We start from the raw sequence: 20,092 nt of genomic DNA, 5'->3' as shown, positions 1-20,092 counted from the left end.
ATATCACCCGGGGCGGGCCTTGCGCATGGAGGAACAGCCGCTCTGGCGGACGGACTCGGCCTCGTCCGACAGTCCGAAGAGGTCGAGGTACTTGCGCACGCGCTCCTCGAGCGTGGGGGCCTCGATGAGGCGGCAGACGGCGTCGGCCTGGTAGTCGCGGCAGACCCGCGGGCGCCGGTCGTACACGGAGCAGAGGTTGTCGGCGGTGAGGTGGGGGCAGCGCAAGCCGAGGGGCTTGTCGAGAGCGGCGATGTCCGGCGCCACGCAGCAGGCGCCGCAGCGGGTGCATTCCATGGGGGCTTCTAACGCGTGACGTCGCCGGCGAGGACGTTCACGGAACCGAAGTTGTTGACCTGGAGGGGGACGGACTGGCCCTTCTTCCAGGACAGGAACTCGGCCTCGCTCCTGGGCTCGAGCTGGTGCTGCTTCTCGCCATCGTCCGAGTAGCTGATGTGGACGACGTACTTCTCCTCGCGGCGCAACCGGTCGACGGGGCCCGTGCGGAGCTCGGGCCAGCGGGGGGCGCTGTCCCGGCCGGACTCCTCACGGCGCTCCACCTCCGTCCAGGCGTAGGTGTCGTAGGTGCAGCTCAGATCGTAGACGGGCACGGTGCGGTAGCGCGTGCGGTCGCGGCAGTCCTCGTAGGACTCCTTGCAGTACTTGGGGACGTCGTCGCACTCCTCCTTCATGTAGCCGTTGCCCGTCTTCTTGCGTGTGCACTTCTCCTCGGTGCCGCATTGCACCCGGCGCGTCTTCGTCTCGCACACGCGCTCGGTGCCGTCGGCCACCTGACGGGTGCCTCGCTGGCGGGTGATGCAGTCGCGGATGTTCTCCACGCCGGCCACCTCGCCCTGGCCGTTCACGGGCATGCGGGGTGGGGTGGAGCGCAGCTCGTCGCGCCAGCCCTCGCGCCGCACCCGCTGGAAGCTCTCCCGGTGCACGGTGCGTGTCCACGCGGTGGCGGTGACCTGGCCGGTGACGCCGTGATCGCGCGCGCCCCAGTACATGCAGGTGCCGAAGCACGCGAGGAGACCGAGGCCCACGAAGAGCCATGTGCGGCCGGCGCCCCGGGAGGCCGGCGGAGGCGGCGGTGCGTGGGAGGGCTCGACTTCCTCGGTGAGGGCGCGCGAGGTATCGGAGCGCTGGGCGCGGCAGTGGCGGCAGAGGGGCGCGTCTCCGCGATTGGAGGCGCCGCAGTAGTCGCAGAACCAGTCCACCCCCGCGGCGGCGGCGGAGAGCGCCTTCTCATCCGTGACACCTTCGCGCAGGGACCTGCCGGTGGTGGCGTCGATGCCCCCGAAGTCGAACTCGGACTCCTGGCCCGTCTCCTCGCGCGGGTTGTTGCAGTGGGGGCAGTTGCGGTGCCTCGCGAGGATGTCCCGGGCGTCACAGGAGGTGCAGTTCCAGGTGCCCTCGATGATGCGGGTGCGCTTGGCCATGAGCGCATCCTAGCGGGTCCTCAAACCCAGAGCCCACGTGGGACGGGGAGCAGGGGAGCGAGGGGCAGGTCCGGGCGGAGGGGGCGCACCATGGGGAGGGAGCCGTCACGGGCCACGCGGGTCGCGCCCTCCACGTTGGGAAGGAACGGGGCATGGGTGGGCTCCTCCCAGAGCACCACGCGGGAGAGGCCCGAGCGGTGTGCCTCGCGCCGGGCCGCGCCGAGCAGCTCGTGGGCCTCGTCCTGGGAGCGGGCGTCGAGCATCAGCACCGTCAGCTCGGCATCGCGGCCCACGAGTCCCCAGAGGATGGTGGACGCTCCCGCGGTGGCGCCAAGGGTGGCGGGGAGGGCGCAGTCGAGGTGCTCGACATAGATGCGCCCGCGCTCGAGGTGCCAGTCGATCTGGGCCGGCGTGGGCCAGAAGAAGAAGGGGCTGTCGGGGCGGCGCAGGCGGTCGAGGGCCCGGCTGATGTCGTCCCCGGGCGGGAGCAGGTGCACGTGCTCGCCGGGCTCGCCGGGAGTGGGGGACAGGTGCCAGTCCCAGGCGGGCAGCTCCTGGTAGCCCGTGCGCGCGTAGAGACGGGGGCCCACGTCGGAGAAGAGGAGCGCGGCGTGGGCACGGGGTTGGCGTTCGAGCTCGGCGGCGAGCAGCTCCATCAGCCGGGTGGCGTACCCACGGCCGCGCAGGCGCTCCTCGGTGAAGACGCTGGCGATGGCGAAGCTGTCGCCCGGGGCGAGGGCGCCCGTGGTCGCGCGCAGGAAGCTGGGGGTGCGGAACGTCTCACAGGAGGCGAGCACGCCACCGTCCGCGTCGCACAGCAGCCAGGTGCGCATGTCCGAGTGGGCCCAGGGGTGGGCGCGCAGGCGTTGCTCCCGGGAGAGATAGCCCTCGAGGGTGAGGCGCTTGCCCCACTCCGAGTACGTGAGCGCGTCGCGCTGGGCCTTCTGTTCGTCGGTGGCTTCAACGAGGTGCATGCGTCACAGCCTGGTGGTGTACGGGAAGCGGAAGTGGAGCTGCAGGTACGCCTGCCCGACGTGGAAGATGGCGTCGTCGAGCGGGGTGACGCCGGTGAAGGTGCCGAGCCGCTGGGGGATGTAGAAGGTCGAGCTCCACCCGAGGCTGACGAGGAAGGTGCGGCTGAGCCCGAGCTCGAGGTCCGCGTCGAGGCTGAGGCCGGGCCGCAGGAAGTGGGTGGTGGGCAGCGTGTCCGAGTACAGGTACGCGTAGGTGAGCACCAATCCGGCCCCGAGCGAGAGGCGCGTCGGGCTGGAGCTCAGGGGCAGCCCGATGCCGAGTGGCCGCCAGGTGGCGCCGTAGATGCCGGTGTCGCGCACCTTGGGGGAGATGATGAGCGAGTCCGGGACGAGCAGGGACACGATGCCCGGGGTGAAGCGGAACTCGTCGAGGCGGTTCGCCTGGGCGCGGTACTTCCGGGGGATGAGGCGCTGGTTGCGCCGCAGCCACTCGCGGTCGAGCACCACCTGCGTGGACAGCTCGAGCCCGGTGTGGAGGGGCTGATCCCGGAACACGGGGCCGAAGAAGAAGAAGGCGGCGGGACCCACGCCCACGTCCACGGGGACGGTGACCCGCTGGGCCGAGGCCGGGGCGGACAGCAGCAGCAACAGCAGCGCGAGACCCGGAGGTACGAGGCGGGCGGCGGTCATGGCGCCGAGCCTACGACGTCACCCGGGCCGCCCGTGCCCGCAAATGAAACGCGGCGCCGGGGAGTGACCCGCAGCGCCGCGTAGGCGACATCTCTGGGAGACGCGCCAACTACGGTGTGGTGTCGGGCGACTTCAGCATTCCGCCGTAACGCCCCTGACCGACCTCCACGGGCCAGGTCGGCGGCGTGGCATTGGAGGGCAGGGCAGGACGGAATCGCGTGCCGAAATCGAACAGGGTGAAGAGCAGCAGCAGCACCACGAACAGCATGGAGGTGGCGAACACCAGGCGGTTGGCGCCCTTGTGCTCGGCGAGGTGCATGAAATACAGCGCCACCAGTCCACCCTTCACGCTGGCGATCACCAGGGCGAGCGCCAGACCCCAGTCCGGCAGGTGCATGCGACCGGTGAGCACCGTGACGACGGTGAGCACCAGCAGTGCGAACCAGATCAGGACGTACTTGCCCGGTCCGGAGTGGTGCTCCCCACGCATCTCGTGATCTTCCTTCAGCGACTCATTGGCCATCGCGGACATGTGCGAGAGGCTCCCTTAGATGAGGTACAGCATGGGGAAGAGGAAGATCCACACCAGGTCGACGAGGTGCCAGTACATGCTGCCCAGCTCGACGGCGGTGTAGTTGCGATAGCTGAACTCGTTCCTCATCGCCTTGGTGGTCACCCACGCCAGCACGGCCATACCAATGATGACGTGGAAGGCGTGCAGGCCCGTCGAGAGGAAGTAGATGGTGAAGTACATCGACACGCCCGGCAGCTGGATGCCCTCGAAGCGGTAGTACGCTCCGGGCAGCTGCCCCTCGTGGAACTTGTGGGCGTACTCGAAGTACTTGATGACGAGGAAGCCGAGCGCCATGAGGATGGTGAGCACGAACATCGCCACCACCTTCTTGTTCTGCGCCTCCTTGGCGTAGTGCACCGCCATGGCGGCGGTGAACGACGAGGTGATGAGCACCAGGGTGTTGATGGTGCCCATGAGCAGGTTCAGCTCGCGGCTGGCCGCGGCGAACGCATCCGGGAAGAGGAAGCGGTAGCACGCGTAGCAGACGAACAGACCCGCGAAGAGCAGGATTTCAGTGGCCAGGAACAGCCACATTCCGAGCCGGGCCGCGTGGTTCTGCACCTCGAGCGAAGCGAAGTGCGCCGCCACCTGCGGCACCGGGGGAGCGCCGGCCGTACCGGCGACGGCGGAGCTAGACTGCATCGGGCACCTCGGCCTTCTTGGGATCCACGTAGAAGTGGGGCTCCTCGGAGTAGGTAGGCTGCGGACCCACGAAGTTGTGGGTCGGAGGCGGAGACTCCGTCAGCCACTCGTAGCCGCGGCTGCGCCACGGGTTGGAGGCGGCGCGGCGGCCGTACACCAGCGCGTACGTCAGGTAGATGGCGCTGATGAGGAAGCCGAAGGCCAGCAGCGACGCGCCCGCGGTCGAGGCCACGTTCAGCGTCTGGTAGCGCTCCGGGTACTCATAGTAACGGCGCGGCATGCCCGCGTTGCCCAGGAGGAACTGCGGGATGAACGTCGCGTTGAAGCCCAGGATGATGAGCGCCGCGGACACCAGGCCCCACCCCTCGTGGTACATCTTCCCGAACATCTTCGGGAACCAGTAGTGGAGGGCGGCCATGAAGGCCATGATGGTCGCGCCCACCATGATGAAGTGGAAGTGCGCCACCACGAAGTAGGTGTCGTGCCAGGGCACGTCCAGCGACGCCGTGGCGAACGCCACACCCGTCATGCCACCGAACACGGTGAAGTACAGGAAGCCGCAGAAGTAGGCGAACGGCGTCTTGAAGTCGACCGCGCCCTTGTAGACGGTGCCCACCCAGTTGAACACCTTGATGGCGGTGAACACGCCCACCAGCATCGTCAGCACCGCGAACACGCCCGCGTTGAACGTGGACTGGCCGGACACGAACATGTGGTGGCCCCAGGCGAAGAAGCCCACGAAGGCGATGCCCAGGGACGAGAACGCCACCGCGCGGTAGCCGAAGATGTTCTTGCGGCTGAAGGCGGCCACGACCTCGCTCATCACGCCGAAGGCCGGCAGCACCATGATGTACACGGCCGGGTGCGAGTAGAACCAGAACAGGTGCTGGAAGAGCACCGGGTCCCCGCCAAGGGCCGGGTCGAAGATGCCGAAGTGGAACAGGTGCTCACCCACCACCAGCAGCAGCACCAGGCCCAGCACCGGCGTGGCCAGCACCTGGATGCACGCCGTGGCGTACATGGCCCACACGAACAGCGGCAGCTTGAACCAGGTGATGCCCGGCGCCCGCATGGTGTGCGTGGTGACGATGAAGTTCAGACCCGTGGCGATGGAGCTGAAGCCGATGATGAACGCGCCGAAGAGGATGGGCGCCACCGTCGTCGTCGTGTGCGTGCTGTACGGGGTGTAGAACGTCCAGCCCGTGTCCATTCCGCCGTTGATCATCCCCCAGATGGCGATGGCCGCGCCGCCCAGCAGCAGGTAGAGCGAGGTCAGGTTCAGCTTGGGGAAGGCCACGTCCTTGGCACCCAGCATCAGCGGCAGCATGAAGTTGCCGAAGGCGCCCGGGATGGCCGGGATCATGAACAGGAAGATCATCACCACGCCGTGCATGGTGAAGGCGCGGTTGTACGTCATCGCGTCGATGATGGTCGGCCCCGGAGTCAGCAGCTCCAGGCGGACGATCAGCGCGTAGATGCCGCCAATGAGGAAGAAGAGCAGGACCCAGATGAGGTACATCACGCCGATGCGCTTGTGATCCAGCGTCAGCAGCCACGACTTAACCGTGGTGCCATCGGTGAGGTAGCTCGGGTGGTGCTCGTGATGCTCATCCGGCGCGGGCACGGCGCCCGGCTCGGCTGCGATGCTACTGGATGGGCTCATAGACAGGTCCTTGAGAGGAATCGCCGGTGCGGATGTCCGGAGTGCGCAGGGTCTTGATGTACTCGACGATGGCCGCCGTCTGGGGCCCCGTCAGCTTGCCCTGGAAGGTGGGCATGACGTTGGGGAAGCCTGACACCAGGTGAGCGCCTGGATCCATCATGGACTGGGTGATCCACGCCTCGTCCACGCGCACGCTCTGGCCATTGTCCAACGTCTCCGTACGGCCGTAGAGGCCCAGGAAGGTGGGCCCGATGTGCGGCTCACCATTCACGGTGTGGCACTTGAAGCAGCCCACCTCGGCGGCCACCCTCTGGCCCTGCTCCGCCATGCGGGCGGGGTGCGGCGCCAGGGTCAGGTCCGCCAGGGCGTCCTGACGGTTCTGCAGGCTGCCCCTGCGCTGCTCCTTCACCCACTCGTCCCAGGCCTCGGGCGAGAGCACCACCACCTCACCCCACATCTTCGAGTGGGAGAGGCCGCAGTACTCGGTGCAGAGGATCTGATACGTGCCGGGCTTGGTGGCCTCGAACCAGGCCTGCGTGTAGCGGCCCGGCACCGCGTCCATCTTGACGCGGAAGGCCGGCACGAAGAAGGAGTGGATGACGTCACGCGAGGTGATGAGCAGACGCACCGGGCGGTTGGCCGGCACGTGCAGCACGTTCACCCCGTTGGGGCCCTCCGGATAGGAGAACTTCCACATCCACTGCTTGCCCATGACGTAGACGTCCATCGCGTCCTTGGGCGGCGTGGCAAAGAAGACGAAGTCCCGGAAGCCGATGACGAACCAGGTGAGGAAGAAGAGCAGCGGCAGTGAGACGAAGAGGAACTCCGTCTTCACGGACGGGACCACGTACTCGGTCGTCTGGTTGGGCTTGCGCCGACGATAGCGGAAGAAGAAGAAGACCGCCGCCGTGCCCACGGCGAACGACATCAGCATCGTCACGCCGACGACGAAGTAGTGCAGGTTGTCCACCCGCTCCGCGAAGGTCGACGCCTGTTCCGGAAGGAACAGGATGTTGTTCAGCAACTCGTTCATGCTGCTGCGCCTTTCTTCAGCTCACGCCTCCAGTAGTAGGCGAGCATGGTCGCGAGCGCGCCGAAGACCATGAGCGAGCCTATCCGGAGGAATCCAAAGATGTAGAAGCCGTACCGCCGGGTGGCGGTGTCATACTTGAAGCAGGTGAGGACGATGCGATCGATGCTGGTGCCCACGCGGCCACCGGCCGCTTCCAGCAGGGCCAGCTTCATGTCCTGAGGACGGAAGGACGTACCGTACAGATAGCGCGAAATGGCGCCTTCGGGGGTGAGCACATGCACCACCGCCGGATGTACGTACTGCTTCGTATCCGCGTCATAGGCGTACTTGAAGCCCACCGCGTCCGCCAGCTGGCGGATGTTCTCCTCGGTGCCGGTGAGGAAGTGCCAGGGGGCCGTCTCCGGCTGGCCCATGGACTGAAGGTGCCGCCGCCGCCGCTCGAGGCTCTGCGCCGGGGTGTCCTTCGGGTCGATGCTCACCGTCACCGCCTCGTAGTCCTTGCCGAGCTCCAGCCCCAGCTCACGCATGGTGCGGATCTGCTCGTTGATGACGAGGTTACAGAGCAGGGGGCAGTTGTAATACACGAGCGTCAGCAGCACCGGCCGGGTCCGTGGCAGCACGTCGCGCAGGCGCACGGACTTGCCGAAGGCATCGGTGAACCGAGCCTCCAGCGGAGCCAGCTCCCCAAGGTGCTCCTCGACGTCCACCCCGCGCATCTGCGGCGGGGTATCGGATTGGGCGTCGATGATGCTCTTGGGGACCTTGCCACCGCCCGGGAGGGCGTACGCCGGCATCCCGGCGCCGAGCGCCAGGAGCAGCGCCGCCATCCCGGCGCGCAGATGGATGGAAGAGGAGGGGGTGTACATCGTGCTTCTCTTCTACCGCGAACTACGGGCTCGGGGGCGCCGGTTGCTGCGGTGCGGGGGTGGGGGTGGGGGCCGGAGCCTGCTGCCTCGCGGCCGCCTGCTCGGCGACGACCTGCTCCATCGCCTGGTTGATGGTGGGACGGGCCACCACTCCAGGATCCTCCGCCCAGCCGTTCTGCAGGGCCTGCTGCTGGGCTCGGATCTTCTCCTCGGCGTGCGTGTCCAGCTGGAACAACCGCTGGTTCACGATGCCGATCTCGTAGGCGGTCTTGTAGTCCTTGTCCGGCGTGATGAGGGCCGGAATCTCGGCGGCACCCTCGGGGGCGAACGCACGCATCGTCGCCACCTGGAGCCGCCAGGCCCAGATTCCACCGATGATGAAGATGACGATGGCGCCCACACCCACCTGGACGACCTTCCCGGTGAGGATGTGGTCCTCCTCGGCGGCCACGCCGTGCGCGCCACGGATGACGCGCGACTCGAGCTCCGACTCGGTCTTCTTCATGGCTGCACGTACCTCAGCGACTCAGAGATGTAGGGATCCTTCACGGGCAGCGAGTAGCGGCCCCGGGCCTGCCAGATCGCTCCGGCCACGGCCAGTCCACCCACCCCCGCGAAGGCGGTGATGAGCGTCCAGTGGAACGACGGGCCCTGCGGCGAGAACGCCGGCCAGATGAGCCAGTACATGTCCACCGCGTGCATCACCAGCAGGTACACGGCCACCACCGCGAGCAGCCGCGGCTTGAGCTTCAGGTTGCGCGACAGCAGGGTGAAGAAGGGCACCACGAAGCCCATGACGAAGAGCGAGATGGACAGCGGCTGCCAGCCGCCCTCGATGCGCAGCTTGAACCAGCCGGCCTCCTCCGGGATGTTGGCGATCCAGATGAGGAGGAACTGGGAGAAGGCGATGTAGGCCCAGAAGGCCGTGAAGGCCAGCATGAGCTTACCCAGGTTGTGGTAGTGCGCCGTCGTCACCAAGGTGCCGTACCCATCCTTGCCCTGCGCGTTCACCGTGGCGATCGTCAGCACGCAGAACGCCGCCAGGAAGCTGCCGGCGAAGTAATAGACGCCGAAGATGGTGGACTGCCAGAGCGGCGTGAGGGTCATCAGCCAGTCGAAACCAGCAAAAGTAATGGTCAGCGCAAGGAACGGGAGCGAACCGGGGGAGAAGCGCCGCTGCTTGACGGTGAGCTCCAGCGCGCCGGTGTTGTCCTGCTCGGTGCTCCAGGCGCGCAGCCGCCACGCCACGAAGATCCACACCCCGAAGTAGATGGCCTGACGGATGTAGAAGAAGGTCAGGTTCAGGTACGGGTGCTTGTGGTGCAGGTGGTGCAGCTCCACCTCGCTGAACTTCATGCCGTCGGTGCCGGGGAACTGCCAGGCCGCCGGATCCACCCAGGGGAAGATGTACCCGGCCCCGAAGAGGATGGGCAGCAGCAGGATGACGAACACCACCACGCTGGCGCCCATGGTCTCCATGCTGCGGCGCAGGATGGTGATCCACTTGGCCTTGGCCGTGTGGAAGATGGCCACCATGATGATGGAGGCCACCGAGATGCCCAGCCAGTAGCAGAAGGCGAGCAGGTAGCTGAACATCGTCGCCTGGGGTGCGGTGACGAAGCCCACGATGGTCAGCACCAGGCCGATGACGCCGATGGCCCCAGCCAGCGTCATCGCCTTGGAGCCGCCGTTGAAACGGTCCACGGCAATCATCGGTTCTCCTGCGGAAGAGGCTGGCCGCCCGCCTGCGTGTTGCGGGCGCGCTGCAGCGCACGGACGTAGGCCACGACGGCCCACCGCTCCTGGATGTTGAGCTCGCCAGCGAAGGACGGCATCACGCCGTAGCCCTCGGTCATGGCGACGAAGAAGTGCCCGTCCGGCTTGTTGGCGATCTGCAGCAGCGACGGAGGCAGGCGCAGGGCCATGTTCTCCGCCACCACGCTGTTGCCGTCACCGAGCTGGCCGTGGCACTGCGAGCAGACGATGTTGTAGTGCTTCTGTCCCTGCTCGAGCACCTCGCGGTTGAGCTCGAGCGGGATGGTGGACACGAGCGTGCCGTTGACCCGGCCCGTGGTGAGGCCGGGGTTGCCCACCGGGCGCTCGCGCGGGATGGTGCCCTCGGGTGGGGTGCGCATGGCCTTGCCATCCGCCCAGAACTCGCTCGTCTCGTAGTACTCGTACTTGGCCTGTGCCTCCATGCGCTGGAGGAACTCGGACGGGACGTTGCAACCGGCCAGGGCGAGCCCGGCCGTGGGGATGAGCCACCTCATTCCTTCTCTCCCGAGACAACGGTCACGTGGGTCGCGCCCAGTGCCTTGAGCTGGTCCATGATGTCATCCGCCTTGGCGGTGAGGGCCTTCGGCACGCTCAGCCAGTAGCCGTGCGTGGACGCGCTGCGGAACTCCTCGCTCTCGAAGACCGGGTGGTACGGCTGGGGCAGACGGCTGAGCCCCAGCAGACCGAAGAAGATGCCGAACGCCGTCAGCAGCACCGCGAGCTCGAAGGTGATGGGCACCCAGGCCGGCAGACTCAGCGTCGGACGACCACCCACGTTGATGGGGTAGTCGAAGGTGTTCATGTACGTCTGGAAGGCGAGCGCCGTGACGATACCCGTCAGCGCGCCACCCAGGGCGATGAAGGGCACGCGGGAGGGCGGCAGGCCCAGCGCCTCGGACCCGCCATGCAGCGGGTAGGGCGAATAGGTGTCCATGCCTTCGTAGCCCTTCTCCCGCATCTGCCGGGTGGCATCCACCAGGGCGTCGGGAGTGGCGAACTCGGCGAGCACCCAGCTATCCAGAACCTTGGTCTCGGCGGACATGGATCAGTGCGCTCCGTGGGTGAGGGTCCCGGCGGCGCCAGTCTCCGCGCCATGGGCGGCGTGGTGGGCGGCGTGCTTGAGCTCCAGCTGGAGCTCCTTCACCTCGCTCACCGCGACCGCGGGGACGAACTTGAGGAACAGCAGGAACAGCGTGCTGAACAGGCCCAGCGTGCCCACGTAGATGGCCCAGTCCACCCAGGTCGGGCTGTACAGGTCCCACGAGGACGGCAGGAAGTCCTGCGTCAGCGACGTCACGATGATGATGAAGCGCTCGCACCACATGCCGATGTTCACCAGGATGGACGCCACCCACATGATGGGGATGCTGGTCCGGCACTTCTTGAACCAAAAGATGTTCGGCGTGATGACGTTGCAGGCGATCATCAGCCAGTACACCCCGGCGTATGGGCCCCGCGCGCGGTTCACGTAGAAGGTCCAGATTTCGTACTCGCTGCCGGAGTACCAGGCGATGAAGTGCTCCATCAGGTAGCCGTAGGAGACGATGAGGCCGGTCGCCAGAATCACCTTGTTCATGTTCTCCAGGTGGCGGTCGGTGATGACGTCCCGGAGCTTGAGGTACTTGCGGGCGGGCACGATGAGGGTGATCACCATCGCGAAGCCGCTGAACACGGCGCCGGCCACGAAGTAGGGCGGGAAGATGGTGGCGTGCCAGCCGGGGATGAGCGAGGTGGCGAAGTCGAAGGAAACGATCGTGTGCACGCTGACCACGAGCGGGGTGGAGATACCCGCCAGCAGCAGGTAGCCGATCTTGTAGTTGTGCCAGTGACGGCCGGAGCCGCGCCAGCCGAGCGCGAAGAGGCCGTAGATGGTGCGCTGCAGCTTGCCCTTGGACGAGTCACGCAGGGCCGCCAGGTCCGGGATGAGACCCACGTACCAGAAGAGGGCGGACACGGTGAGGTACGTCGAGATGGCGAACACGTCCCACACCAGCGGCGAGCGGAACTGCGGCCAGGCGCCCAGGGTGGAGGGGTAGGGGAAGAGCCAGAAGGCGAACCAGGGACGGCCCGTGTGCAGGAGCGGGAAGAGACCCGCGCAGCACACGGCGAAGAGCGTCATGGCCTCGGCGAAGCGGTTGATGCTCGTGCGCCACTTCTGCTGGAAGAGCAGGAGGATGGCGGAGATGAGCGTACCGGCGTGACCGATACCGACCCACCAGACGAAGTTGATGATGTCGAACGCCCAGCCGTTGGGCTGGTTGTTACCCCACATGCCGATGCCGCGCGCCAGGGTGATGGTCACACCCAGGACGAGCAGACCGAGCGCGGACAGCGCCAGGCCGAACAGCATGAACCAGCCCTTGCCGGGCTTGGCCCACACGTGGTCGAGCAGGGTCTCGTTGAGCGTCTTGTCGTCGTGGTGCGGCGCGACGAGGGGCCGCGGCTCGAGCGGGTCGAGCGAAGCGGCGGCGATATGAGCAGCGGTCTCGGCCATGACTCAGTGGCCTCCTTCGTGACCCGCCTCGGAGGGGCTGGCGGACGCGAGGGCGGGATTGGGGTTGCGCAGACGGATGAGGTGGGCGGTACGAGGCCTGGTGCCCAGCTCGTTCAGCAGCTTGTAGGCGCGCTCGTCGTTGTGGTGCTTCGTCACCTGGGCGTTGGGGTCGCTCAGGGTGCCGAACACGATGGCCTCGGTGGGGCACGTCTGCTGGCAGGCGGTCTGCAGCTCCTTCTCGAAGATGGGCCGCTTCTCCACCCGCGCCTTGATGCGGACGCGCTCGATGCGCTGCACGCAGTAGGTGCACTTCTCCATGACGCCGCGGTTGCGCACCGTGACGTCCGGGTTCATCTGCATCTTCTGGGTGGGCGTCTTGTCCGCGCTGTAGTGCAGGTAGTTGAAGCGGCGGACCTTGTACGGGCAGTTGTTGGAGCAGTACCGCGTGCCGACGCAGCGGTTGTAGATCATCTCGTTGAGGCCCTCGTCCGAGTGGACGGTGGCGTTCACCGGGCACACGTACTCGCAGGGCGCCTTCTCGCAGTGCACGCACATCACCGGCTGCATGATCATCTCGGGATCGTGCAGCTCGTCACCGGAGAAGTACCGGTCGATGCGCAGCCACTGCATCTCACGGCTGCGGATCACCTGCTCCTTGCCCACCACGGGGATGTTGTTCTCCGCCTGGCAGGCCACCACGCACGCCGAGCAACCCGTGCAGCGGGCCAGGTCGATGGCCATGCCCCACTTGTAGTCGTTGTACTCGTAGTTGGGCAGGAGGTTGGCGTTCTCGACGTCACCTCGCACGCGGGCGAGAATGGGGCTGGCGTGCCTCTTCTCAAGCTCCTGCTCCTTGCGGAACTGGGCCACCGACATGTCCAGGGCCAGCGGGCGGCCCTCCATGCGCCAGTGGCTCTGGCTGAGGGCGAACGTGTGCGTGCCGCGCGTCTTCTCCAGCTTCGCGCCACCGTCGAACCAGGGCGCATCCATGGTGCGCACCCGGTTGGCGTTGAAGCCCACCTCCCGGGCGATGGTCTCGAACAGACCCGTGCGGCCATAACCCAGCGGCAGCACCACCACGTTGTCCGCGGTGCCGGGGAGGATCCACACGGGCACCTCCATCTGGCGGTCGCGGTAGGTGAGCATGGCCACATCTCCCGGCTCCAGCCCCAGCTTCTCGGCGGTGGCCGGGCTGATGTAGGCCGCGTTGTCCCAGGTCATCTTCGAGATGGGATCCGGCAGCTCCTGGAGCCAGGACATGTTGGCGAACTGGCCGTCATAGACCTTGTAGTCCGGGACGAAGTTCACCTCGAGGCCGCCAGCGGCGGGCGGGGTATAGGCGTCCACGAGCGCGCGGGCGCCCTCCACGTTGGGGGTGCCAGCCAGGGGGGCCAGGGCGCTGCCGGGGACGATGCCCACGGACACCCACGTCTCCCACGCCGTCTCGAAGTCCGTGTCGGCGGCGGCGCGACCGCGATAGAAGTCGCGGAGGATCTGATAGCTGCTGCGGAACGGCTCGCCGAGGAAGAGCGCGTACAGCTCCGCGGCGGGCACGCCGTTGAAGAGCGGCTGGATGAGCGGCTGCACGATGGACACCGTGCCGTCGATCGCCCGGCCATCACTCCAGGCCTCCAGCTCGTGCGCGGCCGGGATGAACCAGTCGGCGTAGGCGCTCGTCTCGTCCTCGAAGAGCGAGGTGTAGACGACGGTGAGCTTGTTGCGGTTGGGGTTCGTCTTCGGGTCCAGCACCTCCTGGAGCCCCAGGTCCACCGGCGAGCGGTAGAGCGGGTTCCACGAGGTGATGACGAGCACGTCCACCGCGCCATTCCTCAGCTCGTCCACGAGCGGGCGCAGGCTGGCGGCGCCAGTGCGCTCGTCGATGACGGCCGGGATGTAGCGGACCGTCTGGCCCACGTTGCCGAGCGCCGTGTTGAGGGCGGCGGCCAGGGCGTGCACCACGGCGGGCTGGCGCTCACCGGGCACCACCACGCTGCGGCCGGCGGCGGCACGCAGGTCGGCGGCGACGGCGTCCACCCACTTCTGGTGGGCGGCGTTGAGCTGCGCCTTCGCGGCGGCGGCGCCAGCCAAGCCTTCCACCCCACCACCCACGCGCGAGGCGATGGCGGCGGCGACGGCGAGGACCTCGGCGGACGTCACACGCAGACGGTGGTCCGCCATGCCGCCGGTGATGGAGAAGCGCGGCTCGGCGACGTAGAGGCGGTTGAGGTTGCCCTCGGCCGGGTCACGCCGGCGCGCGAAGGCGCGGGCATAGGCGAGGTTGGACGGGCGGCTCTCCAGGAAGTCCGCGTCCAGCGAGACGATGACGTCCGCCTTGGAGAAGTCGTACAGCGGGGTGGCCGGCTGGCCGAACACGGCGCGCGAGCCCTCGCTGGCGGGATCCTGCGTGACGGCGGTGTAGCTGTGGAAGCGGGCGTTGGGCAGCCGCTGCTGGATGCGCGAGCGCAGGTCGCCGAGCACCGGCGAGGTGTTCGGCTCGGAGAGGAAGCGCACGCGCGCCCCGCCGTTCTGCTGAGCGGCCCGGGCGATGACCGTGCCGAGCTCCTCGCCGAAGGTGCGCAGCGAGCGCGGCTCCTTGCGGTAGCGCAGCACGCGGGCGCGCTGCGGATCGTACAGGGACAGCAGGAAGGCCTGCTCGAAGGGGCCGGCGGCACCCAGGTTGACGGGGTGCTGCGGGTTGCCCTCGACCTTGATGGGGCGGCCCTCGCGCGTCATCACCAGCAGGCCGGAGGTGTGGCCCCCGAACGTCATGCCCGTGGCGTAGTGCAGCGGGTTGCCCGGGACGAGCTCGGGCGGCGTGCGGGTGTAGGGCACCATGCGCTCGTCCACCGGGCGGGTGGAGCAGGCGGTGGCGCCGGCCAGCGCCAGCGAGGCGCCCAGCAGCTGCATGAACTCGCGGCGGGCCACGCCGGTGGGGGGCAGGTCCGCGCCCTCGGGGAACTCGGGGCGGCTCTCCTCGAGGTACTCGGGCTTGTTGAGCTTCTCCTCGAGGCTGCGCCAGTAGGTCTTTCCGTAGGCGCCCTCGGAAGCCACGGCGTGCGCGGAGGCGTGATCGAGCGCCTGGCCAACGACGTCGTGCTCATGGTCGTGGTCGTGCGCGGCTTCGGCCTTGTCCGAGACGACCGGCAGGGCGAAGGAAGTAGGGGTGTCCTTCATGGGGGCTCCGTCGAGCTTGGGCTTCAGCGGTGGCATGTCGTGCAGCTCGTGCGCGCGTGGACGTCGTTCTCGCTAGACAGCTTGTCCGCGAGCGCCGCGGCCTCCTGGGGGTCGGCCGGCGGCTGCCAGGTCATGCTGGTGATGAACTCCTGCGGACGCAGGTTGGGCTTGGGGTTGCGGTGGCAGTCCAAGCACCACTGCATGGTGAGCGGCGCGACCTGCTCGATGGCGCCCATCATGTCCACGCGGCCGTGGCAGGTGACGCAGCCCACTCCCTTGGCCACGTGGATGGCGTGGTTGAAGTAGACGAAGTCCGGCAGGTTGTGGACCCGGACCCAGGGGATGGGCTGGTCCGTGAAGTAGGCCTGCCGCACCAGCGCCAGATACGGGCTCTGGTTCCACACCTGGGCGTGGCAGGACATACACACGGTGGTGGAGGGAATGCCCGCCGACGGCGACTTCTCCACGGAGAAGTGGCAGTAGCGGCAGTCGATCTGCTCGTCACCGGAGTGATGCCGGTGATCGAACTCGATCGGCTGTTCGAGCGGGCGGTTCTGATTCGTGACGAACGGAGAACGCACGTACGCCATCAGACCGCCAAGCGCGATCGCGGGGATTGCAAGAAGCGCCGCGGCGGAAGCCCGCGACACCGTGTTCGTCCAGCGTGGGAAGAGAGGACCGCTCATTACCAGGACCGGGGGCTAGTCAGTGGACTCCGGAAGACGCGACGGGAGGACGAAGCGGCTTTTCGGAGACGGCACAGGGAGACTGGAACAAGAAGCTCATGCACGGCGTTGCTGTGGCTGCTAGGACTCCTGCCCTGGCAGGAGACATGCGGACACGCCCGACCCCATCCAACTGAAGAGTTGCCGTGGACGGGATCCCTCCTCCTTGTCCCGTCCCAACGCGGCGCGTGACCATCGAGCATCATTTTCCGGGTGTCAACCTTTCTCTGTCCGCGAGCGGCGGGATACCACGACCCACGGCGTTGTGGCGCGGCTGCAAACTTGCCCGGATGATGTTCTCTTCTACGAGATCGTAGGGGGGGTTGAACCGCGAGGCCCGTCAGGCGTCGTCGGGGTCGCGCCAACGCTCTCGTCGGCGCTCCAACAAGCGCTCCACCAGTTCCCGGACCCGGGCGTCCCGGTGGTAGTGCCGATCATGCCGGCTGCCTTTGCCCTGGTTGCAGCGCGCACACGCCAGGCCCAGGTTCTCCAGCGCGTCCGTGCCGCCATGCACCCGGGGAACGATGTGCTCGATGGTCGCGCGGCTGATCGGCTCGCCGTCCAAGCCAATGAGCAGGTAGGCGTTGCAGTGCAAGCACTTTCCGAGCCAGACCTCGCGCCCGCGGTGCTCGGTCCGCTCGAAGGTGGCGTCGGTGGCCACGATGTCGAGGATGCGGCGGCGCTTGGAGGAGCTCACACGTCTTCTAATAGGTTGGGAAGGTGCCTCATGCCATGGGGTGGCGGGTGGAAGGCATGCGAGCATGACGCCCCATGAGAGCAAAAACAGCCGTCATCACCGGGGCGTCCTCGGGAATCGGTGAGGAGCTCGCGGTGGCACTCGCGGGCCGTGGAGCCCAGGTGGTGCTCGCGGCGCGAGGCGAGGGAGCGTTGGCCCGGGTGAAGCAGCGGTGCGAGCAGGCTGGAGGTCGTGCGCTCGTGGTGCCCACGGACGTGAGCGACCCCGAGGCCTGTGGGCGTCTGGTGGCTCGGGCCGTGGAAGTCTTTGGCGGCATCGACTACCTCGTGAACAACGCGGGGCTCGCGATGCGCGGGCGGTTCGAGGACGTGACGGACCTGTCGCTCTTCGAGCGCCTCATGCGGGTGAACTACCTCGGTGCGGTCTACTGCACGCACCATGCGCTCCCACATGTGAAGGCGCGCGGGGGCCTGCTCGTCGCCGTCTCCTCGCTGACGGGAAAGAGCGGCGTGCCTACCCGCACGGGCTACTCCGCGAGCAAGCACGCGATGCAGGGATTCTTCGACTCGCTGCGCATCGAGCTGAGCGGCACCGGAGTGGATGTGCTCGTCGTGTCCCCCGGGTTCGTCGCCACCGACATCCGCGCCCGGGCGCTCGGCCCCGATGGGACGGCTGGCCATACGGACATCGCCGAGGAGGAGAACCGGATGATGGACGCGCGCACCTGCTCGGACCTCATCCTGCGCGCCATGGAACGCCGCGAGCGCGAGGTGGTGATGATGCCCGCGGCGAAGCTGATGATGGCCCTCAAGGCGCTCGTGCCGGGCGTGGCGGATCGCCTGGCCTCGCGGATGATGAAGCAGACGCGGCCCTGAGCGCCGTCAGGGCCGCCCGCTCCTGACGCTCAGGGTCGTGCCGGACGGGCCTGCATCACGCCCGAGGCGAGCAGGTCCTCGCGCAGTCGCGTGAGGACCTTGCCGAGCAGGTTCTGGCCCCGCCACGTCGCCGGATCCTGGATGCGCGGATCCTCCGCCGACAGGCCCACGCCCCAGATGCGATCCAACGGGCTGGCCTCCACCAGCTCCGTGCCCGCCGTGGCCAGGAGCGCCGCGAGCAACCCGGCGTTCTGGGTGAACCTGGCGTGGTTGCCCTCGTAGACGATGCGCTCGCGCTCCCGCTCCCACACCGCGCCGTCGAAGCCGCGGACCTTGCGGCCGAGCGCCTTGTGCTCCTTGGGACTCTTCGCCTCCAGCATGCGTGCCGCGATCTCCGTGTCTCCGAAGAGCACCGCCTTGCCGTGCATCATGTACTGCTCGGCGCACGTGAACCGCGCACCGCCCGCCACGAACTCCGACGGGTGCCATTGAGAGAAGGGTGACTCCTGCCGCCAGAAGAAGGTGAACCTGCGCCGCGTGTCGCTCATGGGTCCTCGGATGGTTGGTGTCATTAAAACACCAAGTCTGACGAAGCAAGGGCGTGGGCCTGACAGCGCGGGTGAGGCTCAGGACGTGGGCGGCCGATAGGACACTCCGGTGACGGTGTACTCGATGGCGCCACGCGGGCGCTCGACCCGGACGGACTCGCCTACCTCCTTGCCGAGCAGGGCCCTCGCCAGGGGAGACTCGACGCTGAGACGACCCGCCTTCACGTCCGCCTCGTCCGGACCGACGAGGCGGTACGCCGTCTCCTCGCCTTCCTCGTCCTCGAGCGTCACCCAGGCACCGAAGTAGACGTGATCCTCGTCCGGTGCCTCGGGGGTCACCACCTGGACCTCCTCCAGGGTGGCGGTCAGCTGCTGCACCCGGCGCGTACGCTCCCGGGCCCGCGCGTCATCCCCGAGGGCAGGGGGCTCCTTCTCCCGGGAGGAGGGAGCGGTGAGCGCCTCGAGCTCCTCCTGCAGGGCCCGATAGCCTTCGGGCGTGATGTACCGCTTCCCTCCAGCGGTCGAGCGGGGACGCGGGGGAAGGAGGACGTCCTCTCCACCCGCGTCTTCCTTCGTGAAGGCCTTCGACATGGTGCTCCCTCCCGGATGGTCGGCATCCAGCCTGTGGGGCATGCCCGTTGTTCCAGGGGACAGGGTGGCCTCCGGGCCGGGTCACGCCGACATTCAGAGAATCATGGGATTCGCCCAACTCATTGAGGACCACAAGCAGGAGATCCTGGTTCGCTGGAAGGAAATGGTGCGCACGCTCCGTGACGCGCGCCGCCTCTCCGAGGAGAGCCTGGAGAACCACGTTCCGCATTTGATCGACTGGCTCGTGGTGAAGCTCCGCGAGCGGGACGAGACCGATGTTCGCGGCAGCCAGATGCTCTCCCGGGAGCATGCCTTCCAGCGGGTCGGGGATGATTTCGATCTCGTGGAGGTGCTCGTGGAGCTCTCGATCTTGCGCGACGTGCTGCTCAGTCTGTGGGTCGAGGAGCCAGGCGGAGTCTCGCCCGCGGAGGTGCTCCACCTCAGCCGGGACCTGGATGACGTGGTGACCATCTGCTCGACGGAGTTCGCCCGGCAGGTGCTGGCCCGGCATGGCGCTTCGTCGCAGGCAACCCAGGCCATGGGCCATTGACAGGGCCCTGATGCTCTCCTGGCCGCCCCCCGGCCCGGAGAGCCTGGGATGCCAGTCGCAAGAGGGATGCCGACGATGTCGCGGGAAGAGAACCGGGAGGCGTAGGCATGGCGAGGAAGACGTTGAAGGGCATCCGGGTGGGCGTGCTGGCGGCGGACGGTTTCGAGCAGGTAGAGCTCACCCTCCCCGTGCGAGCGCTCCGCAAGCGGGGTGCACAGGTGGACATCATCTCCCTGCACAAGGGTCGCATTCGCGGCATGAACCTGATGTGGCCGGGCAAGAAGGTCCGCGTGGATGAGACGGTGCACCGGGTGCGGCCCACCGACTTCGACGCGCTGCTCATCCCTGGAGGCTTCGTCAATCCGGACATGCTCCGCCAGAGCGAAGAGGTGCTCGACTTCGTCCGGGAGTTCGACCGTCACGGCCGGCCCATCGCCACGCTGTGTCATGGTCCCTGGGTGCTCGTGTCCGCGGGATTGGCGAGCGGGCGCAAGCTGGCTTCGTGGCCCGGTATCAAGGACGACCTCCGCAACGCGGGAGCCCAGTGGATGGACGAGCCCGCCGTCCGTGATGAGCGGTGGTTCTCCAGCCGTGGGCCCCAGGACATGCGCCACTTCATCAAGGGCATGGTGACGCTCTTCGATGAGCACGCCCCGCGCAACCACCCGGTGGAGGAGCGCTCGCACTGGGGCCGCTGGCTGTTCGCCGCCCTGCTGGGCATGGTGGCCATCCGTCCGATCCGCACGGCGCTGCTCGCACGCTAGGGATTGCCGGGCCAGGG

General features: G+C 67.6%; 22 protein-coding genes. 3 read left to right on the top strand and 19 right to left on the bottom strand.

Features of this window, described 5'->3' with window-relative positions; all coding sequences use genetic code 11:
- Positions 1–3: 3 nt before the first annotated feature.
- From JQX13_RS03695 to JQX13_RS03615, 17 genes are all read right to left on the bottom strand, one after another.
- A complete protein-coding gene (locus JQX13_RS03695) occupies positions 4–294 on the bottom strand; it encodes a YkgJ family cysteine cluster protein (RefSeq protein ID WP_203407701.1) in 291 nt (96 codons plus the stop codon).
- Positions 295–302: 8 nt separating this feature from the next.
- Positions 303–1,439 carry a hypothetical protein gene (locus JQX13_RS03690; RefSeq protein ID WP_203407700.1) on the bottom strand — a complete coding sequence of 379 codons (1,137 nt, stop codon included), beginning with the start codon at positions 1,437–1,439 and terminating at the stop codon, positions 303–305.
- Positions 1,440–1,459: 20 nt separating this feature from the next.
- A complete protein-coding gene (locus JQX13_RS03685; RefSeq protein ID WP_203407699.1) occupies positions 1,460–2,413 on the bottom strand; it encodes a GNAT family N-acetyltransferase in 954 nt (317 codons plus the stop codon).
- 3 nt (positions 2,414–2,416) lie between these two features.
- Positions 2,417–3,103, bottom strand: a complete 687-nt coding sequence (locus JQX13_RS03680) for a hypothetical protein (RefSeq protein ID WP_203407698.1) — start codon at positions 3,101–3,103, stop codon at positions 2,417–2,419.
- 109 nt (positions 3,104–3,212) lie between these two features.
- On the bottom strand, positions 3,213–3,635 hold the full coding sequence (locus JQX13_RS03675) for a cytochrome C oxidase subunit IV family protein (RefSeq protein ID WP_203407697.1): 423 nt from the start codon (positions 3,633–3,635) through the stop codon (positions 3,213–3,215).
- Between the two features lie 15 nt (positions 3,636–3,650).
- On the bottom strand, positions 3,651–4,319 hold the full coding sequence (locus tag JQX13_RS03670) for a cytochrome c oxidase subunit 3 family protein (protein ID WP_203407696.1): 669 nt from the start codon (positions 4,317–4,319) through the stop codon (positions 3,651–3,653).
- Positions 4,309–5,982: a cbb3-type cytochrome c oxidase subunit I gene (locus JQX13_RS03665; protein WP_203407695.1), complete on the bottom strand. Its 1,674-nt coding sequence runs from the start codon at positions 5,980–5,982 to the stop codon at positions 4,309–4,311. Before JQX13_RS03665 ends, JQX13_RS03670 begins: the two co-directional genes overlap by 11 nt.
- Entirely contained in the window at positions 5,966–7,015 is a 1,050-nt protein-coding gene (coxB, locus tag JQX13_RS03660; protein ID WP_203407694.1) for a cytochrome c oxidase subunit II, read from the bottom strand. Before coxB ends, JQX13_RS03665 begins: the two co-directional genes overlap by 17 nt.
- The gene (locus tag JQX13_RS03655) at positions 7,012–7,881 is read right to left on the bottom strand and encodes an SCO family protein (protein ID WP_203407693.1); all 870 of its coding nucleotides are present in this window, start codon (positions 7,879–7,881) and stop codon (positions 7,012–7,014) included. Before JQX13_RS03655 ends, coxB begins: the two co-directional genes overlap by 4 nt.
- A 22-nt stretch (positions 7,882–7,903) precedes the next feature.
- Positions 7,904–8,386 carry a hypothetical protein gene (locus JQX13_RS03650; RefSeq protein ID WP_203407692.1) on the bottom strand — a complete coding sequence of 161 codons (483 nt, stop codon included), beginning with the start codon at positions 8,384–8,386 and terminating at the stop codon, positions 7,904–7,906.
- A complete protein-coding gene (locus JQX13_RS03645) occupies positions 8,383–9,594 on the bottom strand; it encodes a hypothetical protein (RefSeq protein ID WP_203407691.1) in 1,212 nt (403 codons plus the stop codon). Before JQX13_RS03645 ends, JQX13_RS03650 begins: the two co-directional genes overlap by 4 nt.
- The gene (locus tag JQX13_RS03640) at positions 9,591–10,151 is read right to left on the bottom strand and encodes a c-type cytochrome (RefSeq protein ID WP_203407690.1); all 561 of its coding nucleotides are present in this window, start codon (positions 10,149–10,151) and stop codon (positions 9,591–9,593) included. Before JQX13_RS03640 ends, JQX13_RS03645 begins: the two co-directional genes overlap by 4 nt.
- Complete coding sequence (locus JQX13_RS03635) at positions 10,148–10,699, bottom strand: DUF3341 domain-containing protein (protein ID WP_203407689.1); 552 nt, start codon at positions 10,697–10,699, stop codon at positions 10,148–10,150. The genes JQX13_RS03640 and JQX13_RS03635 overlap by 4 nt, the downstream gene beginning before the upstream one ends.
- Positions 10,700–10,702: 3 nt before the next feature.
- A complete protein-coding gene (nrfD, locus tag JQX13_RS03630) occupies positions 10,703–12,151 on the bottom strand; it encodes an NrfD/PsrC family molybdoenzyme membrane anchor subunit (protein WP_203407688.1) in 1,449 nt (482 codons plus the stop codon).
- A 3-nt stretch (positions 12,152–12,154) separates the two neighbouring features.
- Positions 12,155–15,352: a TAT-variant-translocated molybdopterin oxidoreductase gene (locus JQX13_RS03625; protein WP_203411861.1), complete on the bottom strand. Its 3,198-nt coding sequence runs from the start codon at positions 15,350–15,352 to the stop codon at positions 12,155–12,157.
- Positions 15,349–16,011 (bottom strand): cytochrome c3 family protein, encoded by a 663-nt coding sequence (locus tag JQX13_RS03620; protein WP_203407687.1) that lies wholly within the window; start codon positions 16,009–16,011, stop codon positions 15,349–15,351. The genes JQX13_RS03625 and JQX13_RS03620 overlap by 4 nt, the downstream gene beginning before the upstream one ends.
- Positions 16,012–16,390: 379 nt before the next feature.
- Positions 16,391–16,747: an HNH endonuclease gene (locus tag JQX13_RS03615; RefSeq protein WP_203407686.1), complete on the bottom strand. Its 357-nt coding sequence runs from the start codon at positions 16,745–16,747 to the stop codon at positions 16,391–16,393.
- 74 nt (positions 16,748–16,821) lie between these two features.
- On the opposite strand from JQX13_RS03615, the gene JQX13_RS03610 reads away from it, so the two are divergent.
- Positions 16,822–17,622: an SDR family oxidoreductase gene (locus tag JQX13_RS03610; RefSeq protein WP_203407685.1), complete on the top strand. Its 801-nt coding sequence runs from the start codon at positions 16,822–16,824 to the stop codon at positions 17,620–17,622.
- 29 nt (positions 17,623–17,651) lie between these two features.
- On the opposite strand, the gene JQX13_RS03605 is transcribed toward JQX13_RS03610, so the two are convergent.
- Together JQX13_RS03605 and JQX13_RS03600 are read right to left on the bottom strand one after the other, a co-directional pair.
- Complete coding sequence (locus JQX13_RS03605; RefSeq protein WP_203407684.1) at positions 17,652–18,170, bottom strand: NADAR family protein; 519 nt, start codon at positions 18,168–18,170, stop codon at positions 17,652–17,654.
- A gap of 78 nt (positions 18,171–18,248) precedes the next feature.
- On the bottom strand, positions 18,249–18,761 hold the full coding sequence (locus tag JQX13_RS03600) for a GreA/GreB family elongation factor (RefSeq protein WP_203407683.1): 513 nt from the start codon (positions 18,759–18,761) through the stop codon (positions 18,249–18,251).
- A 103-nt stretch (positions 18,762–18,864) separates the two neighbouring features.
- Between JQX13_RS03600 and JQX13_RS03595 the strand changes: the two genes are divergently transcribed.
- Both JQX13_RS03595 and JQX13_RS03590 read left to right on the top strand, forming a co-directional pair.
- Positions 18,865–19,311 (top strand): RsbRD N-terminal domain-containing protein, encoded by a 447-nt coding sequence (locus JQX13_RS03595; protein ID WP_203407682.1) that lies wholly within the window; start codon positions 18,865–18,867, stop codon positions 19,309–19,311.
- A 107-nt stretch (positions 19,312–19,418) separates the two neighbouring features.
- Positions 19,419–20,075 carry a type 1 glutamine amidotransferase domain-containing protein gene (locus JQX13_RS03590; RefSeq protein WP_203407681.1) on the top strand — a complete coding sequence of 219 codons (657 nt, stop codon included), beginning with the start codon at positions 19,419–19,421 and terminating at the stop codon, positions 20,073–20,075.
- Positions 20,076–20,092: the final 17 nt, after the last annotated feature.

The sequence above is a fragment of the Archangium violaceum genome (assembly GCF_016859125.1).
Lineage (GTDB): Bacteria > Myxococcota > Myxococcia > Myxococcales > Myxococcaceae > Archangium > Archangium violaceum_A.
The sequence above is the reverse complement of the archived record's forward strand: the minus strand, read 5'-3'. Positions and strand labels throughout refer to the sequence as shown.

What these genes read in the sequence shown, in the direction of transcription:
- JQX13_RS03690 (WP_203407700.1), bottom strand. Translation starts at nt 1,439, where the DNA reads ATGGCCAAGCGCACCCGCATCATCGAGGGCACCTGGAACTGCACCTCC.
- JQX13_RS03620 (WP_203407687.1), bottom strand. Translation starts at nt 16,011, where the DNA reads ATGAGCGGTCCTCTCTTCCCACGCTGGACGAACACGGTGTCGCGGGCT.
- JQX13_RS03675 (WP_203407697.1), bottom strand. Translation starts at nt 3,635, where the DNA reads ATGTCCGCGATGGCCAATGAGTCGCTGAAGGAAGATCACGAGATGCGT.
- JQX13_RS03645 (WP_203407691.1), bottom strand. Translation starts at nt 9,594, where the DNA reads ATGATTGCCGTGGACCGTTTCAACGGCGGCTCCAAGGCGATGACGCTG.
- JQX13_RS03600 (WP_203407683.1), bottom strand. Translation starts at nt 18,761, where the DNA reads ATGTCGAAGGCCTTCACGAAGGAAGACGCGGGTGGAGAGGACGTCCTC.
- JQX13_RS03650 (WP_203407692.1), bottom strand. Translation starts at nt 8,386, where the DNA reads ATGAAGAAGACCGAGTCGGAGCTCGAGTCGCGCGTCATCCGTGGCGCG.
- JQX13_RS03610 (WP_203407685.1), top strand. Translation starts at nt 16,822, where the DNA reads ATGAGAGCAAAAACAGCCGTCATCACCGGGGCGTCCTCGGGAATCGGT.
- JQX13_RS03590 (WP_203407681.1), top strand. Translation starts at nt 19,419, where the DNA reads ATGGCGAGGAAGACGTTGAAGGGCATCCGGGTGGGCGTGCTGGCGGCG.
- coxB (WP_203407694.1), bottom strand. Translation starts at nt 7,015, where the DNA reads ATGAACGAGTTGCTGAACAACATCCTGTTCCTTCCGGAACAGGCGTCG.
- JQX13_RS03655 (WP_203407693.1), bottom strand. Translation starts at nt 7,881, where the DNA reads ATGTACACCCCCTCCTCTTCCATCCATCTGCGCGCCGGGATGGCGGCG.
- JQX13_RS03665 (WP_203407695.1), bottom strand. Translation starts at nt 5,982, where the DNA reads ATGAGCCCATCCAGTAGCATCGCAGCCGAGCCGGGCGCCGTGCCCGCG.
- JQX13_RS03685 (WP_203407699.1), bottom strand. Translation starts at nt 2,413, where the DNA reads ATGCACCTCGTTGAAGCCACCGACGAACAGAAGGCCCAGCGCGACGCG.
- JQX13_RS03670 (WP_203407696.1), bottom strand. Translation starts at nt 4,319, where the DNA reads ATGCAGTCTAGCTCCGCCGTCGCCGGTACGGCCGGCGCTCCCCCGGTG.
- JQX13_RS03680 (WP_203407698.1), bottom strand. Translation starts at nt 3,103, where the DNA reads ATGACCGCCGCCCGCCTCGTACCTCCGGGTCTCGCGCTGCTGTTGCTG.
- JQX13_RS03595 (WP_203407682.1), top strand. Translation starts at nt 18,865, where the DNA reads ATGGGATTCGCCCAACTCATTGAGGACCACAAGCAGGAGATCCTGGTT.
- JQX13_RS03640 (WP_203407690.1), bottom strand. Translation starts at nt 10,151, where the DNA reads ATGAGGTGGCTCATCCCCACGGCCGGGCTCGCCCTGGCCGGTTGCAAC.
- JQX13_RS03695 (WP_203407701.1), bottom strand. Translation starts at nt 294, where the DNA reads ATGGAATGCACCCGCTGCGGCGCCTGCTGCGTGGCGCCGGACATCGCC.
- JQX13_RS03605 (WP_203407684.1), bottom strand. Translation starts at nt 18,170, where the DNA reads ATGAGCGACACGCGGCGCAGGTTCACCTTCTTCTGGCGGCAGGAGTCA.
- nrfD (WP_203407688.1), bottom strand. Translation starts at nt 12,151, where the DNA reads ATGGCCGAGACCGCTGCTCATATCGCCGCCGCTTCGCTCGACCCGCTC.
- JQX13_RS03635 (WP_203407689.1), bottom strand. Translation starts at nt 10,699, where the DNA reads ATGTCCGCCGAGACCAAGGTTCTGGATAGCTGGGTGCTCGCCGAGTTC.